This is a genomic window from Nocardioides eburneiflavus (assembly GCF_004785795.1).
Taxonomy (GTDB): domain Bacteria; phylum Actinomycetota; class Actinomycetes; order Propionibacteriales; family Nocardioidaceae; genus Nocardioides; species Nocardioides eburneiflavus.
The window spans coordinates 570,127-586,219 of record NZ_SRRO01000001.1 but is presented as its reverse complement, the minus strand read 5'-3'; the positions used below and the strand labels follow the sequence as shown (position 1 = coordinate 586,219).

The 16,093-nt window shown below is 71.3% G+C and carries 16 protein-coding genes, 2 tRNA genes and 1 other RNA gene; 11 read left to right on the top strand and 8 right to left on the bottom strand.

Features of this window, described 5'->3' with window-relative positions:
• Positions 1 to 18 precede the first annotated feature (18 nt).
• A tRNA-Ser gene (locus EXE59_RS02775) sits at positions 19 to 104 on the bottom strand.
• A gap of 129 nt (positions 105 to 233) precedes the next feature.
• Between EXE59_RS02775 and ffs the strand changes: the two genes are divergently transcribed.
• The 7 genes from ffs (at position 234) to EXE59_RS02740 (ending at position 6,671) form a co-directional block, all read left to right on the top strand.
• Positions 234 to 324, top strand: an RNA gene (gene ffs / locus EXE59_RS02770) — signal recognition particle sRNA small type.
• A 133-nt stretch (positions 325 to 457) separates the two neighbouring features.
• A complete protein-coding gene (locus EXE59_RS02765; protein WP_135837529.1) occupies positions 458 to 2,623 on the top strand; it encodes a DNA polymerase III subunit gamma and tau in 2,166 nt (721 codons plus the stop codon).
• Positions 2,624 to 2,677: 54 nt separating this feature from the next.
• Positions 2,678 to 3,067: a YbaB/EbfC family nucleoid-associated protein gene (locus EXE59_RS02760; RefSeq protein ID WP_135837528.1), complete on the top strand. Its 390-nt coding sequence runs from the start codon at positions 2,678 to 2,680 to the stop codon at positions 3,065 to 3,067.
• A 9-nt stretch (positions 3,068 to 3,076) separates the two neighbouring features.
• On the top strand, positions 3,077 to 3,673 hold the full coding sequence (recR, locus tag EXE59_RS02755; protein ID WP_135837527.1) for a recombination mediator RecR: 597 nt from the start codon (positions 3,077 to 3,079) through the stop codon (positions 3,671 to 3,673).
• The gene (locus EXE59_RS02750; protein WP_135837526.1) at positions 3,670 to 4,251 is read left to right on the top strand and encodes a DUF5063 domain-containing protein; all 582 of its coding nucleotides are present in this window, start codon (positions 3,670 to 3,672) and stop codon (positions 4,249 to 4,251) included. Before recR ends, EXE59_RS02750 begins: the two co-directional genes overlap by 4 nt.
• Positions 4,252 to 4,341: 90 nt before the next feature.
• The gene (locus EXE59_RS02745) at positions 4,342 to 5,628 is read left to right on the top strand and encodes an aspartate kinase (protein ID WP_135837525.1); all 1,287 of its coding nucleotides are present in this window, start codon (positions 4,342 to 4,344) and stop codon (positions 5,626 to 5,628) included.
• Positions 5,625 to 6,671, top strand: coding sequence for an aspartate-semialdehyde dehydrogenase (locus EXE59_RS02740; RefSeq protein ID WP_135837524.1), 1,047 nt, complete (start codon positions 5,625 to 5,627; stop codon positions 6,669 to 6,671). Before EXE59_RS02745 ends, EXE59_RS02740 begins: the two co-directional genes overlap by 4 nt.
• A gap of 37 nt (positions 6,672 to 6,708) precedes the next feature.
• Here EXE59_RS02740 and EXE59_RS02735 read toward each other — a convergent pair whose 3' ends face one another.
• Complete coding sequence (locus tag EXE59_RS02735; RefSeq protein ID WP_135837523.1) at positions 6,709 to 7,317, bottom strand: hypothetical protein; 609 nt, start codon at positions 7,315 to 7,317, stop codon at positions 6,709 to 6,711.
• A gap of 165 nt (positions 7,318 to 7,482) precedes the next feature.
• On the opposite strand from EXE59_RS02735, the gene EXE59_RS24065 reads away from it, so the two are divergent.
• The gene (locus EXE59_RS24065) at positions 7,483 to 8,037 is read left to right on the top strand and encodes a helix-turn-helix domain-containing protein (protein WP_210428871.1); all 555 of its coding nucleotides are present in this window, start codon (positions 7,483 to 7,485) and stop codon (positions 8,035 to 8,037) included.
• Positions 8,034 to 8,669: an integrase core domain-containing protein gene (locus EXE59_RS24060; RefSeq protein ID WP_210428870.1), complete on the top strand. Its 636-nt coding sequence runs from the start codon at positions 8,034 to 8,036 to the stop codon at positions 8,667 to 8,669. The genes EXE59_RS24065 and EXE59_RS24060 overlap by 4 nt, the downstream gene beginning before the upstream one ends.
• A gap of 63 nt (positions 8,670 to 8,732) precedes the next feature.
• Here EXE59_RS24060 and EXE59_RS02725 read toward each other — a convergent pair.
• The 3 genes from EXE59_RS02725 to EXE59_RS02715 all read right to left on the bottom strand — a co-directional run bounded on the left by EXE59_RS02725 (position 8,733) and on the right by EXE59_RS02715 (position 10,490).
• Positions 8,733 to 8,806 (bottom strand) — tRNA-Pro (locus tag EXE59_RS02725).
• 89 nt (positions 8,807 to 8,895) lie between these two features.
• Positions 8,896 to 9,534 (bottom strand): dihydrofolate reductase family protein, encoded by a 639-nt coding sequence (locus EXE59_RS02720; protein WP_135837522.1) that lies wholly within the window; start codon positions 9,532 to 9,534, stop codon positions 8,896 to 8,898.
• A 23-nt stretch (positions 9,535 to 9,557) separates the two neighbouring features.
• Entirely contained in the window at positions 9,558 to 10,490 is a 933-nt protein-coding gene (locus EXE59_RS02715) for a metallophosphoesterase (RefSeq protein WP_135837521.1), read from the bottom strand.
• 26 nt (positions 10,491 to 10,516) lie between these two features.
• On the opposite strand from EXE59_RS02715, the gene EXE59_RS02710 reads away from it, so the two are divergent.
• Positions 10,517 to 10,975 (top strand): GatB/YqeY domain-containing protein, encoded by a 459-nt coding sequence (locus EXE59_RS02710; protein ID WP_135837520.1) that lies wholly within the window; start codon positions 10,517 to 10,519, stop codon positions 10,973 to 10,975.
• A 14-nt stretch (positions 10,976 to 10,989) separates the two neighbouring features.
• Here EXE59_RS02710 and EXE59_RS02705 read toward each other — a convergent pair whose 3' ends face one another.
• Positions 10,990 to 13,389, bottom strand: a complete 2,400-nt coding sequence (locus EXE59_RS02705; protein WP_168218381.1) for a penicillin-binding protein — start codon at positions 13,387 to 13,389, stop codon at positions 10,990 to 10,992.
• A 196-nt stretch (positions 13,390 to 13,585) separates the two neighbouring features.
• Here EXE59_RS02705 and EXE59_RS02700 point away from each other — a divergent pair, with 196 nt between their 5' ends.
• Complete coding sequence (locus tag EXE59_RS02700; protein ID WP_135837519.1) at positions 13,586 to 13,873, top strand: WhiB family transcriptional regulator; 288 nt, start codon at positions 13,586 to 13,588, stop codon at positions 13,871 to 13,873.
• A gap of 17 nt (positions 13,874 to 13,890) precedes the next feature.
• Here EXE59_RS02700 and bagB read toward each other — a convergent pair whose 3' ends face one another.
• Positions 13,891 to 15,027, bottom strand: coding sequence for an ArsA family ATPase (gene bagB / locus EXE59_RS02695; RefSeq protein WP_135837518.1), 1,137 nt, complete (start codon positions 15,025 to 15,027; stop codon positions 13,891 to 13,893).
• Positions 15,024 to 16,049: an ATPase BagA gene (gene bagA, locus EXE59_RS02690; RefSeq protein WP_210428869.1), complete on the bottom strand. Its 1,026-nt coding sequence runs from the start codon at positions 16,047 to 16,049 to the stop codon at positions 15,024 to 15,026. The genes bagB and bagA overlap by 4 nt, the downstream gene beginning before the upstream one ends.
• Between the last annotated feature and the right edge of the window lie 44 nt (positions 16,050 to 16,093).

Sequence of the window (16,093 nt, the reverse complement as noted above, 5' to 3'; positions counted from 1 at the left end):
GTGCGGGGCCTTCGTCAGCGGAGGTAGGGGGATTCGAACCCCCGAGGGCTGTTAACCCAACCCGCTTTCCAAGCGAGCGCCATAGGCCACTAGGCGATACCTCCGCCGAGGAGAGTACCGGTCGGTCCGGTGGGCGGTGAAATCGCGTCCTGCGTCCGTCCTGGCGTCCGTCCCGGCCTCCGTGCGGGCCCTGGGTTTGGGTGGCCGTCGCGGGCTCGCCTAGACTCCCCGACAACCCCCCACGCGGCGTCACCTCGCCCAACTCCCCCAGGGCCGGAAGGCAGCAAGGGTAAGTGAGCTCTGACGGGTGCGTGGGGGGCCTCTTCATGTCCGGACCCTGCCCGGTGGTCGCCCTCCGCTGGTCGAGCAGCGAGCGCGGCGAGCGCGGCGAGCGCGTCGGGACCGAGGCCCATGCTGCCGGTGGTCGCTGTGGGTGGGCACGGTTAGGGTTCACGACGTGGAGTCACCGCTCGCGCTCTATCGCCGCTACCGGCCCGAGACCTTCCAGGAGGTCATCGGGCAGGACCACGTGACCGAGCCGCTGCGGGCCGCGCTGGCGGCCAACCGCGTCAACCACGCCTACCTGTTCTCCGGTCCGCGCGGCTGCGGCAAGACCACGTCCGCGCGCATCCTCGCCCGCGCGCTCAACTGCGCGCAGGCGCCGATCTCCGACCCGTGCGGCGAGTGCGACAGCTGCCGCGACCTCGCCCGCGGCGGCCCGGGGTCGATCGACGTCATCGAGATCGACGCGGCCTCGCACGGCGGCGTGGACGACGCCCGCGACCTGCGGGAGAAGGCGTTCTTCGCCCCGGTGCGCGACCGCTACAAGGTCTACATCATCGACGAGGCCCACATGGTGACGACGCAGGGCTTCAACGCCCTGCTCAAGCTGGTCGAGGAGCCCCCGCCCCACCTGCGCTTCATCTTCGCCACCACCGAGCCCGACAAGGTGCTGCCCACGATCCGCTCGCGCACCCACCACTACCCGTTCCGGCTGATCCCGCCGCGCCTGCTCAGCGACTACCTCACCCAGCTCGCCGGCGAGGAGGGTGTCGCGATCGAGTCGGCAGCGCTGCCGCTGGTGGTGCGTGCCGGAGCCGGCTCGGCCCGCGACACGCTCTCGGTCCTCGACCAGCTGCTCGGCGGTGCCGGACCCGACGGCGTGACCCACAAGCTGGCGAGCGACCTGCTCGGCTTCACGCCCGACTCGCTCCTCGACGAGGTGATCGAGGCGTTCGCCACCCGCGACGGCGCCGCGGTCTTCTCGGTCGTCGACAAGGTCGTCGAGACCGGCCAGGACCCGCGTCGCTTCACCGAGGACCTGCTGCGCCGGCTGCGCGACCTCGTGATCGTCACCGCCGTGCCCGACGCACCCGCCACCGGCCTCATCGACGTCTCCGAGGACGCCGGGGAGCGGCTGGTGGCCCAGGCGGCACGCTTCGGCGCGATCGAGCTGAGCCGCGCCGCCGACATCGTGGCCGCCGGCCTCACCGAGATGCGCGGCGCCACGGCGCCGAGGCTGCTCCTCGAGCTGCTGTGCGCCCGGGTGCTGCTGCCGGGCGCCGACCACACCTCCGACGGGGTGATGGCCCGCCTCGAGCGGCTCGAGCGCCGGATGGACGTCACCGGCGCACCGACCCCGTCCGCCACCGCGCCATCCGTCCCAGCGCCGGCGCCGACCCAGGCAGTGCCTACCCGCGCGGCGCAGCCGCAGGCTGCACCACCGGCAGCACAGGCGGGCTCGCCGCGGACCGAGCCCCCCGCGCCCGCGCCGGTGCGCGACGAGCCGGCACCTCCGCCGCCGATGCCCGCGCAGGACGGCCCACCGCCCCCGCCGCCGATGCCGACCGGAGCACCTGCGCCAGAAGCGTCACCCGCGCCGCAGGCACCGCCCGTCGTCGCCGAGCCGACGTCCGCCCCGGCCGCAGCGGCAGGCCCTGACGCGCACGTGGCCGAGCAGCCCGCCGGTCCCCGGGGCGGCCTGAGCCTCGTCGACGTACGCCGCCTGTGGCCCGACATCCTCGAGCAGACCAAGAACCGCCGCCGCCTCGCGTGGATGGTGCTCTCGCAGCACGCCCACGTGGTCGACGTCGACGGCGTGCGGCTGACCGTCGGCTTCGCCAACGCCGGTGCGCGCGACTCCTTCGTCAACGGCGGCTGTGACGAGATCCTGCGGCAGTCCGCGATCGACGTCGTCGGGATGGACTGGCGGGTGGAGTCCATCGTCGACCCGTCCGGTGCGGCCGCCGAGGCGCCCGTCGTACGCCAGGCGGCGACCGACCCGGCCCCCCACCCGTCCGCCCACCCGTCCGCTGCGCCGGCTGCCGCGCCGACGCCGGAGACCCCCGACGGTCCTCCCGCCTGGGTCACCGGCGACGCGGTCGTGCCCACCTCCGAGCCCGCGCCGCCGGCCGCACCACCGGTCTCCGCCGCGCCCGCCCGCGAGGCCCTCGAGGCGGCGCGCGCGGGCGGCGGTCCGGCGGAGCCCGCTGCCCCGGTCCGCTCGCCCGACGACGACGCCGACCCCGACGACCCCGACGCCGAGTCGGCGGCCCTCGACACCGAGTCCCTGCTCAGCCAGACGCTCGGCGCCAGGCTGATCGAGGAGATCAGGAACGACTGACCCGATGACCACCACGACGAGCCCGACCTCGACGACCACCCTGCGGGAGACCCGATGACCCAGAACCCCTTCGACGCCCTCGGTGGCGGCGGCTTCGACATGAACGCCCTGCTGCAGCAGGCCCAGCAGATGCAGCAGCAGCTCGAGGAGGCCCAGGCCGCCCTCGCCGAGCAGACCGTCGACGGCACGGTCGCCGGCGGCGCCGTCACCGTGACCGCCAACGGCGTGGGCGAGCTCGTCGGTGTCACGATCCGCGCGGGCGAGTTCGACGGCAGCGACCCCGACGACCTGTCGGACCTCTCCGACCTGATCGTCGCCGCCTACCGTGACGCCCGTGCCAAGTCCGAGGCGCTGGCCGGCGAGTCGCTCGGCCCGCTCACCGACGGCCTCGGTGGTGGCGGTGCCGGCGGTGGCCTCGGCTTCCAGCCTCCCGGCCTGGGCTGAGGGGCTTCCTTGTACGAGGGTGTGGTCCAGGACCTGATCGACGAGCTCGGTCGGCTGCCCGGCGTGGGCCCGAAGAGCGCGCAGCGGATCGCCTTCCACCTGCTGCAGGCCGAGCCCACCGACGTACGCCGCCTCGCCGACGTGCTGATCGAGGTGAAGGCCAAGGTGAAGTTCTGCTCCACCTGCTTCAACGTCAGCGAGGACGAGCAGTGCCGGATCTGCCGCGACGAGCGGCGTGACCCGAGCGTGCTGTGCGTCGTCGAGGAGTACAAGGACGTCGTCGCGATCGAGCGCACCCGCGAGTTCCGCGGCCGCTACCACGTCCTCGGCGGCGCGATCTCGCCCATCGACGGCATCGGGCCCGACCAACTCCACGTCAAGGAGCTGATGCCGCGCCTGGCGGACGGGACGGTCACCGAGGTCATCCTCGCCACCGACCCCAACCTCGAGGGCGAGGCCACCGCGACCTATCTCACGCGCCTGCTCGGTCCGATGGGCTTGCGCGTCACCCGCTTGGCGAGTGGACTGCCGGTGGGCGGTGACCTCGAGTACGCCGACGAGGTCACGCTCGGCCGTGCATTCGCCGGAAGGAGAGCAGCCACATGACAGACGCCGACCAGAGCCGTTTCGGTGAGCAGATCGCCGACTCCGTGGAGAGCTTCCTGCTCGCGCTGCGCGCGATCGCGCGCGAGGGCAACGGCGCCCAGGCGGTCTCGCTGCTGCTGCTCGAGATCAGCCAGGTGCTCCTCGCGGGCGCCCGGCTCGGAGCCCAGACCGACTTCACCCCGCGCGAGGAGTTCCAGCCCGACGTGGGGCCGGAGGCGGACATCGACGAGCTGCGCCTGCGGCTCGCGGACATGCTCGAGGGCGTCGACGCCTACACCTTCGTCTTCGACCCCTACATACCCGAGCTCGTGGAGAGCCGGCTGTCCGACGACCTCGCCTCGATCGCCATCGACCTCGAGAACGGCCTGCGGCACTTCCGCGGCGGCAACGTCGACGAGGCGCTGTGGTGGTGGCAGTTCTCCTACGTCAACAACTGGGGCAACCTCGCGGGGGCGGCGCTCAACGCGCTCCTCACCGTCGTGGCCCACGACCGTTTCGACACCGACTTCGAGGCCGACGCCGAGGCCGTCGCGGTCGCGGATGAGATGCTCGAGGACGCTCCGGCCGCGCGCCCGTAGAATCGTCGGTGGCCTGGCGGCAACGGCGCCGGCAGGCACGCCAGAGCACCGCGGCCGCTGACGGCCGCACCCCGATCCCGAGGACCAATCGTGGGCATTGTCGTGCAGAAGTACGGCGGCTCCTCGCTCGCCGACGCCGACGCCATCAAGCGCGTCGCGCGGCGCATCGTGGACATCAAGAAGTCCGGCCATGACGTCGTCGTCGCCGTGTCCGCCATGGGCGACACGACCGACGACCTGCTCGACCTGGCCAACGGCGTCTCGCCGCTGCCTCCCGCGCGCGAGATGGACATGCTGCTCACGGCCGGTGAGCGGATCTCGATGGCGCTGGTCGCGATGGCGATCAGCGACCTGGGCTACACCGCTCGCTCCTTCACCGGGTCGCAGGCGGGCGTGATCACCGACTCGGTGCACGGCAAGGCCAAGATCATCGACGTGACCCCGGGACGCATCACCCAGGCCATCGGCGAGGGCCACATCGTCATCGTGGCGGGCTTCCAGGGCGTCTCCGCGGACACCAAGGAGATCACCACCCTCGGCCGCGGCGGCACCGACACCACGGCGGTCGCGCTGGCCGCGGCGCTCGAGGCCGATGTCTGCGAGATCTACACCGACGTCGACGGCGTCTTCACCGCCGACCCGCGGATCGTGCCGAGCGCCCGCAAGCTCACCAAGGTCTCCTACGAGGAGATGCTCGAGCTCGCTGCGTGCGGCGCCAAGATCCTGCACCTGCGGTGCGTGGAGTACGGCCGCCGCTACGGCATCCCGATCCACGTGCGCTCGTCGTTCAGCCAGCTCGAAGGCACCTGGGTCGTCAGTGACCCCCAGACCAGCGGACCCAGCGAGGAAGACACCATGGAACAGCCCATCATCGCCGGCGTGGCCCACGACCGCAGCGAGGCCAAGATCACCGTGGTCGGCGTGCCCGACAAGGTCGGCGAGGCAGCGCGGATCTTCGAGGCGCTGGCCGAGGCGCAGGTCAACCTCGACATGATCGTGCAGAACGTCTCCGCGGCCGCCACGAGCCTCACCGACATCTCCTTCACCCTGCCGCGCACCGACGGCCAGGTCGCGATGACGGCGCTGGCCCGGATCCAGGCCGAGGTCGGCTACGACAAGCTCCTCTACGACGACAAGATCGGCAAGGTCTCGCTGATCGGCGCGGGCATGCGCTCGCACCCCGGCATCACCTCGAAGTTCTTCGCCGCCCTCGCCTCCGCGGGGGTCAACATCGGGATGATCTCGACCTCGGAGATCCGGATCTCGGTGATCGTCGACGAGAACGCGGTCGACGACGCCGTGCGCGCGACCCACACGGCGTTCGACCTCGACGCCGACGAGGTCGAGGCCGTGGTCTACGGAGGCACCGGACGATGAGCCCCGTGAACATCGGCATCGTCGGTGCCACCGGGCAGGTCGGCGTCGCGATGCGCCAGATCCTGCTCGAGCGGGAGTTCCCGGCCGACCAGGTCCGCTTCTTCGCCTCCTCCCGCTCGGCCGGGACCGTGCTGCCCTTCGGCGACCGTGAGATCACCGTCGAGGACGCCGAGACCGCCGACCCGGCCGGTCTCGACATCGCCCTGTTCTCCGCGGGCGCCACGACGTCGCGGGCGCTCGCCCAGAAGTTCGTCGACGCGGGCGTGATCGTGGTCGACAACTCCAGCGCCTTCCGCAAGGACCCGGAGATCCCGCTCGTCGTCGCCGAGGTCAACGCCGACGCGATGGCGCAGGTGATCGAGGCCGGGCGCGGCATCATCGCCAACCCCAACTGCACCACGATGGCCGCGATGCCGGTCCTCAAGCCGCTGCACGACGAGGCCGGCCTGACCCGGCTCATCGTCTCGACCTACCAGGCGGTCTCCGGCTCCGGCGTCGCCGGCGTCGACGAGCTCGCCAACGGTGTGGCCGAGGCGGGCGACAAGGCCCGCGAGCTGGCGTACGACGGCACGGCGATCTCCTTCCCCGAGCCGGTGAAGTACGTCGAGCCGATCGCCTACAACGTGCTCCCGATGGCCGGCTCGATCGTGGACGACGGGCTCAACGAGACCGACGAGGAGCAGAAGCTCCGCAACGAGTCCCGCAAGATCCTGGGCCTGCCCGACCTGCTGGTCTCCGGCATCTGCGTGCGGGTGCCGGTCTTCACCGGTCACTCGCTCGCGGTCAACGCCGAGTTCGAGCGGTCGATGACGCCCGACCGGGCGCGGGAGATCCTGGCCTCGGCCGAGGGTGTCGAGCTCGACGAGGTGCCCACGCCGCTGAAGGCCGCGGGCAAGGACCCGTCCTACGTCGGCCGGCTGCGGCAGGACGCCGGCGTGCCGGACGACCGCGGGCTCGCGCTCTTCATCAGCAACGACAACCTCCGCAAGGGCGCCGCCCTCAACACGGTGCAGATCGCGGAGCTGATCGCGGCCGCTCGCTGAGGTCGGCCATGTCAGCGAGTGCCTGACAACCCCGTGCTCAGCGCACGTCGTGCGGCGCCGAGGCCTCGGCCTCGGCGTCTTCGCCGACCACCGTCGTGGTGACCCACCACGACGCCGCGAACGCGGCCGCCGCCGCGACGGGGACGGCGACGGCGGTCCACCACTGGTCGAGCGAGCCGAGCAGGAAGACCATCACCAGCACCGCAAGGATCCCGACGCCCAGCAGGCTCGTCGACCCGGCGTCGGGCACGGCGAACACCCGCAGCAGCAGGCTGCCCGCCCACGCGAGCACGCCCAGGACGACGACGAGCACCAGCAGGCCGGGACCGCCTCCGCACGACGAGGTGCCGCGTACGGCCTCGCAGCCCACACCGGCCAGCCAGACGAGCAGCACGCCCAGGGCGCCCACCACCACGCCCGTCACGGCCGCGGCCGGCAGGCCCGCGAGCGAGACGCTGGGCAACGGGCGGCGTACGCGGGCGGGCTCGGTGGCAGCGGGATCCGACGCCGCGGCCCGCGGGACAGGTCCAGAGGCAGTCTCGGGAGCCGCCTCGGGCTTCTCCCTCCGCCGCCGTCGCGGGAAGGAGGGCATCTCCAGCGAGGGTCCCTCGTCGGGCGTGCCGTCTGTCCTCGAGCCGTCTGCCATGGGGGCAGGGTGCCACATGAAAGGTGCCCCGGACCCAGTGATCTGGGTCCGGGGCACCGGATGACGAACCGACAGTGTCCTGGTTCAGGACATCCCGGACACATGTCTCACGACATCCCGGACAGATGTCTCAAGACATCCGCGATACCGCGCTGATGCTCAGCCATGTCAAAGGCACGCTTGGTCATCACCGCCGTTGTCGTGGAGGGGCGACCCGTCGCCGAGGTCGTCGCGACCTACGGCGTGTCCCGCTCGAGGCTCTACGAGCTCCTCGCCCGCTACCGAGACGAGGGCGAAGCCGCCTTCGAACCCCGCTCCAAGGCCCCGAAGACCTCGCCGAGAGCAACCCCGCCCGCGACCGTCGACCTGGTCCTCACGCTGCGCAAGCAACTCCTCGAGGCCGGCCACGATGCTGGCGCGGAAACGATCTGCTGGCACCTGCTCCAGCACCACGAGGTGAGGCTGGCGCGGGCCACGATCCACCGGATCCTGACCCGCCACGGCGCCGTCACCCCCGAGCCGCGGAAGCGACCCAAGTCGTCCTACATCCGGTTCGAAGCAGCAATGCCGAACGAGTGCTGGCAGTCCGACTTCACCCACTACCCCCTCACCGACACAGCAACCTTCCCCAAGGGCGTGGAGATCATCACCTGGCTCGACGACTGCACCCGCTACGCCCTGCACATCTCCGCACACCGGGCGATCACACCCCGATCGTGAAGGCCACCTTCCGCGAAGCCGCAGGTCAGCACGGCATCCCCGCCTCGACATTGACCGACAACGGGATGGTCTACACCGTCCGCCTGGCCGGCATCGGTCGCCGCGGCGGCCGCAACGGCTTCGAGCAACAACTCCGCGACTGGCACGTCGTGCAGAAGAACAGCCGGCCCAACCACCCCACCACCTGCGGGAAGGTCGAACGCTTCCAGCAGACCATGAAGAACTGGCTACGCGCCCAGCCCACCCAGCCCGCCACCATCGCAGCACTACAGACGCTGCTGGACCGGTTCCAGCGCGAATACAACCAGCAGCGACCACACCGATCCCTGCCGCACCGCGCCACCCCGGCCGCGCTCTACGACACCATGCCAAAGGCCCTACCCGGCCCCAGCCGCGAACCCGACACCCACGACCGAATCCGGCACGACCGCGTCGACAAGTCCGGCAGCGTCACGCTGCGCATCGCCGACAAACTCCGCCACATCGGCGTCGGACGAACCCACGCCCGAACCCACATCATCCTGCTCGTCCACGACCTCGACGTCCGCATCGTCAACGCCATCACCGGCGAACTCCTCCGCGAGCTCACCATCGACACCAGCAAGGACTACCAACCACGCAACCCCAAATGAAGAACACCCGAACCTACGTTTCCGTAGGTCCGGGTGTCCGCGATGTCCTGCGACATCACAATGTCGGGCTGACAGGATTTGAACCTGCGGCCTCCTCGTCCCGAACGAGGCGCGCTACCAAGCTGCGCCACAGCCCGCCGCCCCGATCGAGAGGACTCGTCAGGGCAACGCGGGCGAGCATACCGGAGCGGTCTGGGCCTCCCGAAATCGCCCCGGAGCCGTGGACTCAGGTGCGGGAGCGACGAGTGAGGGTCAGGTGCACGACGCCGCTGGGCGAGGCCACCGACTCGATGTCGTACGCCGACTCCACGCCGTCGAGACCGTCCCAGATGCGGGTGCCGCGGCCCAGCACGATCGGCACCACCACGAGGTGCAGGTGGTCGACGAGCCCGGCGGAGACGAACGAGCGGATCGAGCTGGCGCCGCCGCCGAGGCGTACGTCGAGGTCGCCGGCAGCCTCCTGCGCCACGCCCAGAGCCTCCTCCGGCGACGCGTCGAGGAAGTGGAAGGTGGTGCCACCCTGCATCTCGAGCGGCGGCCGCGGCCGGTGCGTGAGGACGTACGTCGGGGTGTGGAACGGTGGGTCCTCGCCCCACCAGCCGCGCCAGTCGGGGTCGTCCTGCCACCCGGGCGGGCCGAACTTGTTGGCGCCCATGATCTCGGCACCGAAGCCGTCGCCGTGACGCACGGCGAACGCGTCGTCGACGCCCTGGTGACCGGCCTCGGGGTCCCAGAAGCGCGTCGCGAACATCCATTCGTGGAGGCGCTCGCCGGCGTGGCCGAAGGGCGACTCGAGCGACTGCGGCGCCCCGGCGCCGAAGCCGTCGAGCGAGATGGAGAAGTTGTGGACCCGGACGAGTGGCACGAGGGCTCCTGGGTGGCTGTGGGTCAGGTGGTCGGGACGAGCGTCATCAGGGTCGCCTCGGGGCGGCAGGCGACGCGGAGGCGGATGTAGGGGTTGGTGCCGAGCCCGGCGGAGACGTGCAGCCAGGCCGAGCCGTCGTCCCCGGGTGCGGAGTCGGCGGGGTGGCGGTGCAGGCCGCGGGCGCGGGCCGGCTCGAGGTCGCAGTTGGTGGTGAGGGCCCGACCGCCGGTCGGGGTGGGCAGGCACACCTGCCCGCCGTGGGTGTGCCCGGCGATGATCGCGTCGTAGCCGTCGGCGGCGAACTGGTCCAGGACGCGGAGGTAGGGCGCGTGCGCGACCGCGAGGCGTACGTCGGCGCCCGGGTCCGCAGGCCCGGCGACGCGCTCGAGGTCGTCGTACTTCAGGTGCGGGTCGTCGACCCCCGCGAAGGCGATCCGGGTCCCGCCGACCTTCAGCGAGCCGAACCCGTTGGTCAGGTCGAGCCAGCCGGCGGCGGCGAAGCGGTCCTTGAGCTCGGGCCACGGCAGCTGCGGGGTCGAGGTGTTGCGCTCGCCGTCGTCGGGCAGCAGGTAGCGCAGCGGGTTGCGCCACCCGGGGGCGTAGTAGTCGTTGGACCCCAGGACGTAGGCGCCCGGCACGTCGAGCAGGCCGCCCAGGGCGTCGACGACGACCGGGACCGACCGCTTGTCGGCGAGGTTGTCACCGGTGTCGATGACCAGGTCTGGCTCGAGGGCGGCCAGGCCGCGCAGCCACTCCTGCTTGGCGCGCTGGTCGGGGGCCATGTGGATGTCGCTGAGGTGCAGCACCTTCAGCGGCGCGTGCCCGGGCGGCAGCAGCGGCAGCGTGACGCGGCGGAGGGTGTACTGCCGCGCCTCCCACGCGGCGTACGTCGCGACGCCCGCGCCGGCGAGGGCGCCGAGCGCGAGGGAGCGGCGTACGGCGGGGAGGAAAGGCATTCGCCAAGGCTGCCACAATGGGTTCCATGAGTGACCTGAAGGACCGTCTCCGCGCCGACCTCACCACCGCCATCAAGGCGCGCGACGAGCTGCGCTCCTCGACCCTGCGGATGGTGCTGACCGCGATCACCAACCAGGAGGTCGCCGGCAAGGAGGCCCGCGAGCTCTCCGACGACGACATCATCGGCGTGCTGTCCACCGAGGCCAAGCGGCGTCGCGAGGCGGCTGTCGCGTTCGAGGAGGGCGGGCGCACCGAGATGGCCGCCAAGGAGGCCGCCGAGGGCGTGGTCATCGCCGAGTACCTCCCGGCCCAGCTCAGCGAGGCCGAGATCGCCGACCTGGTCAGCGCAGCGATCGCGCAGACGGGTGCCGCCGACGAGGGGATGCGCGCCATGGGCAAGGTGATGGGCGTCGTCACGCCGCAGGTCAAGGGTCGCGCCGACGGCGGTGCCGTCGCCGCGGAGGTGCGGCGCCAGCTCGGCTGACGGGCACTGCCCGGTCAGCCGTTGCCCCGGCCTCCGCCGTTGCCGTTGCCGTTGCCGTTGTTGCCACGGCCTCCGCCTCCGCCTCCGCCACCGCCGCCGCTGTTCTCGGGCGGCGGGACGGTCCCGGTCGAGGTGTAGAGCGTGACGGTGTCGCCGCTGCTGAGGGCGGTGCCGCCAGCCGGGGACGTGTACGCCACGGTGCCGGCGGCGACCTCGGAGTTGACCTGGCCGCCGTCGGCAACGGCGAAGCCGGCGCCCTGCAGGGTGGCCGTGGCTGCCTCGACGCTCTGGCCGGCGACGTCGGGCACCGTGCTCAGCACACCGGCGATCTCGTCGCCAGGCGGGGCCTGGAAGTCCTCGTAGGGCAGCTTGGCCGAGATGGCCGCCATCGCGTCGCCCCAGATCGGGCCGGCGACGGTCGAGCCGAAGGCTTCGTAGATCGGGCTGCCGCCCACGACCTGGCCGTTGAGGCTGACCCACTCGCCGAACTCGTTGGCACCGGCGACCATCGCGGCGGTCGAGATGCTGGGCGTGTAGCCGGCGAACCACACCGACATGTTGTTCTGGTTGGTGCCGGTCTTGCCGGCCGACGGCTTGTCGATGGCGATGTTCTGGCCGAACCCGCCGGGCTCCATCACGCCGCGCAGGATGTCGTTGACCGCGTCGGCGGTGGCGCCGGGCATGACCTGCTCGCACTCGGTCGGGAAGTCCTTGAGGACCCCGCCCGAGGAGTCGAGCACCTGGGTGACCGGGCGCGGCTCGCAGTGCAGGCCGCGGGCGGCGAAGGTGGCGTAGGCCTGGGCGATCTCGAGCGGGTTGCTGTCGGAGACGCCGAGGATCCACGACGGCACCTTCTGTGCCAGCGGCACCTTGACGCCCATGTCGGCGGCGAGCTGCAGCGGCTCGCACATGCCGGTCTGCATCTCGAGCTGGGCGAAGAAGGTGTTCACCGACTGCTGGGTGCCGGTGTAGAGGTTGTAGTCCTGGTCACCGCCGGTCGAGTTGCTGACGTTCCAGCCCTCGCCGTCGCCGGCATAGGGGCCGTCGCAGTTCTCGAACTCCTCGTCCTCGATCTGCATCTCCTGCGGCGAGTAGATGTTCGTGCTCAGGGGGATGCCCTGGTTGATCGCCTCGGCGAGGACGAACACCTTGAAGGTCGAGCCTGCCTGGAAGCCGTTGGCGTCGCCGTACTTCTTCGGGACGACGTAGTTGAGGTAGGTCTCGCCGCCCTTCTTGTCCTTGCCCATCGGGCGCGACTGCGCGATCGCGCGGACGTCGCCGGAGCCGGGCTCGACCATGGCGAGCCCGCCGATGGCCTGATCGGTCTGGAACACGTGGCTCGAGACCGAGTCGTCGGCGGCCTTCTGCATGTCGAGGTCGATCGTGGTGTTGATCGTCAGGCCGCCGTTGTTGAGGGTGCGGCGGCGCTCCTTGGGCGTGTCGCCGAGCACGGGGTCCTTGAGCAGCCAGTTGACGACGTAGTCGCAGAAGAACGGCGCCCGCGACTGCTGGCAGCCGTTGGGGGACGTCTCGATCTTGAGCGTCTCGCCGATCGGCTTGTTCTTGAGGCGGTCAGCCTTCTTCTCGGTGAGGACCCCGAGCTGCGCCATCCGGTCGAGCACGACGTTGCGCCGGCTCTCGGCGCGCTCGGGGTTGTCGACCGGGTCGTAGCCGACGGGGTTCTTCACCAGGCCCGCGAGCGTGGCCGACTCGAGCAGGTTGAGGTCCTTGGCGTTCTTGGAGAAGAAGTGGCGCGCGGCCGCCTGGACGCCGAAGGCGCCGTCGCCGAAGTAGGCGATGTTGAGGTAGCGCTCGAGGATCCAGTCCTTCGTGTGGTTCTTCTCGAACGCGATCGCGTAGCGCAGCTCGCGGACCTTGCGGGCGTACGTCTCCTCGGTCGCGGCCTTGCGCTCCTCGTCGGTCTCGGCCTGGTAGAGCAGCGTCTGCTTCACCATCTGCTGGGTGATCGAGGAGCCACCCTGCACGGAGCCGCCGTTGGCCTGGTTGGTGATGAAGGCGCGCAGCGTGCCCTTGAGGTCGAGCGCCCCGTGGTCGTAGAAGCGGTAGTCCTCGATCGCGACGATCGCCTTGACCATCGGCCGCGAGATCGAGCTCAGCGGGACGTTGATCCGGTTCTGGTCGTAGAGCGAGGCGATGAGGTTGCCGTTGACGTCGTAGATGCGCGTCTTCTGCGACAGGTCCTTGGCCTCGAGGGACTCCGGGAGGTTGACCATGCCCTTGCTGACGTCCTTGGCCGCGACTCCCACCAGGCCCGCGAACGGGATGGCGAGGCAGGCCACGAGCACACCCATGACCACCGCGACGGCACCCATCACCGCGAGGTGGGAGGCGACACGACCGGCGTCGGGGCGTCCGTGCGGACGCTCGGAACGGGAGGACGAGCGGGTTGGCATGGGCACCAGAGTACGTGGCGGACGCATAGCACCTTCAATTCCAACCGCGCAGCGGAGTAGTCACATTGGACTATGCGAATTGAGCCACTCGGCCCCTGTCTGGACCGGGGGCATTTCGTTTACTTTTCATGCGGAGTCGGGGATGGCCGCTATGGGGGCGGCTGACCGGCTCGACACACACCGTGGGGTACAGATCATGTGGGTCGAGGACTGGGCGGCACGCGCCGCATGCAAGGGCGACACGCCGGACGCACTCTTCGTGCGAGGTGCGGAGCAGAACAAGGCCAAGCAGGTCTGCGCCGGTTGCCCCGTGCGTACGGAGTGCCTGGCCGAGGCGCTCGACAACCAGATCGAGTGGGGCGTGTGGGGCGGCATGACCGAGCGTGAGCGCCGTGCGCTGCTCCGCCGCCGGCCCGACTCGTCGTGGCGCTCCATCCTGGAGACCGCCCGCACCAAGGTCGAGTCTCCCTCCGTCACCGTCTGACGAGGTCTCGGCCTGGCCTATGCCTGGTCGGCGAGCCCCTCGCCGATCGTGCGCAGGCCGTCGAGGTCGTGGACGTCCTCGGCGAGCGCCGGGACGAACGCCGTCGGCACCTGGGGGTGCGAGGCGGCGAACCGCTCGCACAGGTGCTGCTCGCGCTCGACGATGCGGACCCGGTCCGCGTGGAGCTGCAGCAGCCCGGCCGTGAGTGACGAGGAGTCGCCGGACCGCAACCGGTCGGCGGCGGTGATCGCCGCCTCGGCCGAGAGGTCCGTACGCGCCGCCGGACTGACCCGGTTGACGACGAGACCGGCCAGCGGCATCTCGTCGTCGGTGAGCCGGTCGACGAAGTAGGCGGCCTCGCGGAGCGCGTCGGGCTCGGGTGCGGCGACCACGACGAACGCGGTCCCGTCGGCCTGGAGCAGGGCGAAGGTCTGGTCGGCCCGCTGGCGGAATCCGCCGAAGAGCGTGTCGAACGCCGCCACGAAGGTCTGCATGTCGCGCAGCACCTGGGCGCCGAGGACCTTGGTCAGGGCGTTGGTGACGACCGAGAAGCCGGCTGTCATCAGTCGCGCCGGACCGCGGGCGGGGGCAAGCAGCAGCCGGATGAATCGTCCGTCGAGGAAGCTCGACAGCCGCTCGGGCGCGTCGAGGAAGTCGAGCGCGGAGCGCGACGGCGGCGTGTCGACGACGATCAGGTCGTGGCTGCCGTCCTCGAGCGCCTGCCGGTGGAGCTGGCCGAGCTTCTCCATCGCCATGTACTCCTGGGTCCCGGCGAACGAGCTCGAGAGTGCGACGTAGAACGGGTTCTCCAGGATCTGCCGAGCCTTCTCGGGGCTGGCCTGGGACTCGACGACCTCGTCGAAGGTCCGCTTCATGTCGAGCATCATCGCGTCGAGCGAGCCGCCGGCCTCGGCCCCGACGCCCGGCACCGGCCGCGGGGTGTTGTCGAGCTGTTCGATGCCCATCGACTGCGCGAGCCGGCGGGCCGGGTCGATCGTCAGCACGACGACCTTGCGGCCGCGCTCGGCCGCGCGCAGCGCGAGGGCGGCCGACGTGGTGGTCTTGCCGACGCCGCCCGACCCGCAGCACACGATGATCTCGGTGGTCCGGTCGTCGAGGAGGGCGTCGATGTCCAACGTCGGGGTGGGATTCATGCCATGGCCTGGTGGCGCAGGAGCTGGGCGAGCTCGACGAGCGCGCCGTGGTCGATGCCGGCGGCGATGCGGGGCAGCTCGTAGGTCGGCAGGCCCTCGGCCGCCACGAGGGCGCGCTGCTCGTCCTCGAGCTGCCGGCGTACGGCGTGGTCGCGGGCCTCGGCGACGAGCGCGCGGACCAGGGCCGCGTCGACGTCGACCCGCGCGCGACTGAGCTCGGAGGTGATTGCGGTGGGGTCGACCGCGTCGTCGCGCACCTGCGCGAGCGCCCCCGGGCTGAGCGCCTGCGGGCGGACGAGGTTGACCACGATGCCGCCGACCGGCAACCCCGCGGCGCGCAGCTCGGCGATCCCGTCGGAGGTCTCCTGCACGGGCATCTCCTCGAGGATCGTGACGAGGTGCACGGCGGTGCGCGTCGAGCGCAGCAGCTCCATCACCTTGTCGGCCTGCGACTTGATCGGGCCGACCTTGGCGAGCCCGGCCAGCTCGGAGTTGACCCCGAGGAACTGGCAGATCCGCCCGGTGGGCGGCGCGTCGAGCACCACGGCGTCGTACGTGATCTGCTCCCGGGTGCGCCCGCCGCGGGGCCGCTGGACCGCCTCGTAGACCTTGCCGGTCAGCAGCACGTCCCGCACACCGGGGGCGATGGTCGTGGCGAAGTCGATGACGCCGAAGCGGTCGAGCGCCTTCCCGGCCCGGCCGAGCTTGTAGTACATCGCGAGGTACTCCAGCAGCGCCGACTCGGCATCGACGTGCAGGGCGTGCACCTGCCCGGCCCGGCCGTCGACGTCGGGCGCGCCCTTGGCGATGCGGCGTTCCTCGTAGGGGAGGGGGTCGACGTCGAACATCCGGGCGATCCCCTGCCGGCCCTCCACCTCGCACAGCAGCACGTTGCGCCCCGATCCGGCGAGTGCCAGCGCGAGGGCGGCGGCGACCGTGGACTTGCCGGTGCCGCCCTTGCCGGTGACGACGTGCAGACGGACCTTCGGCCAGTCGACGGGGCGGTCGGCGGGGGCGGTCACGAGCCGAGGATAGCCAGCGGGGGTGGAGGACCTTCCGAGCGTTC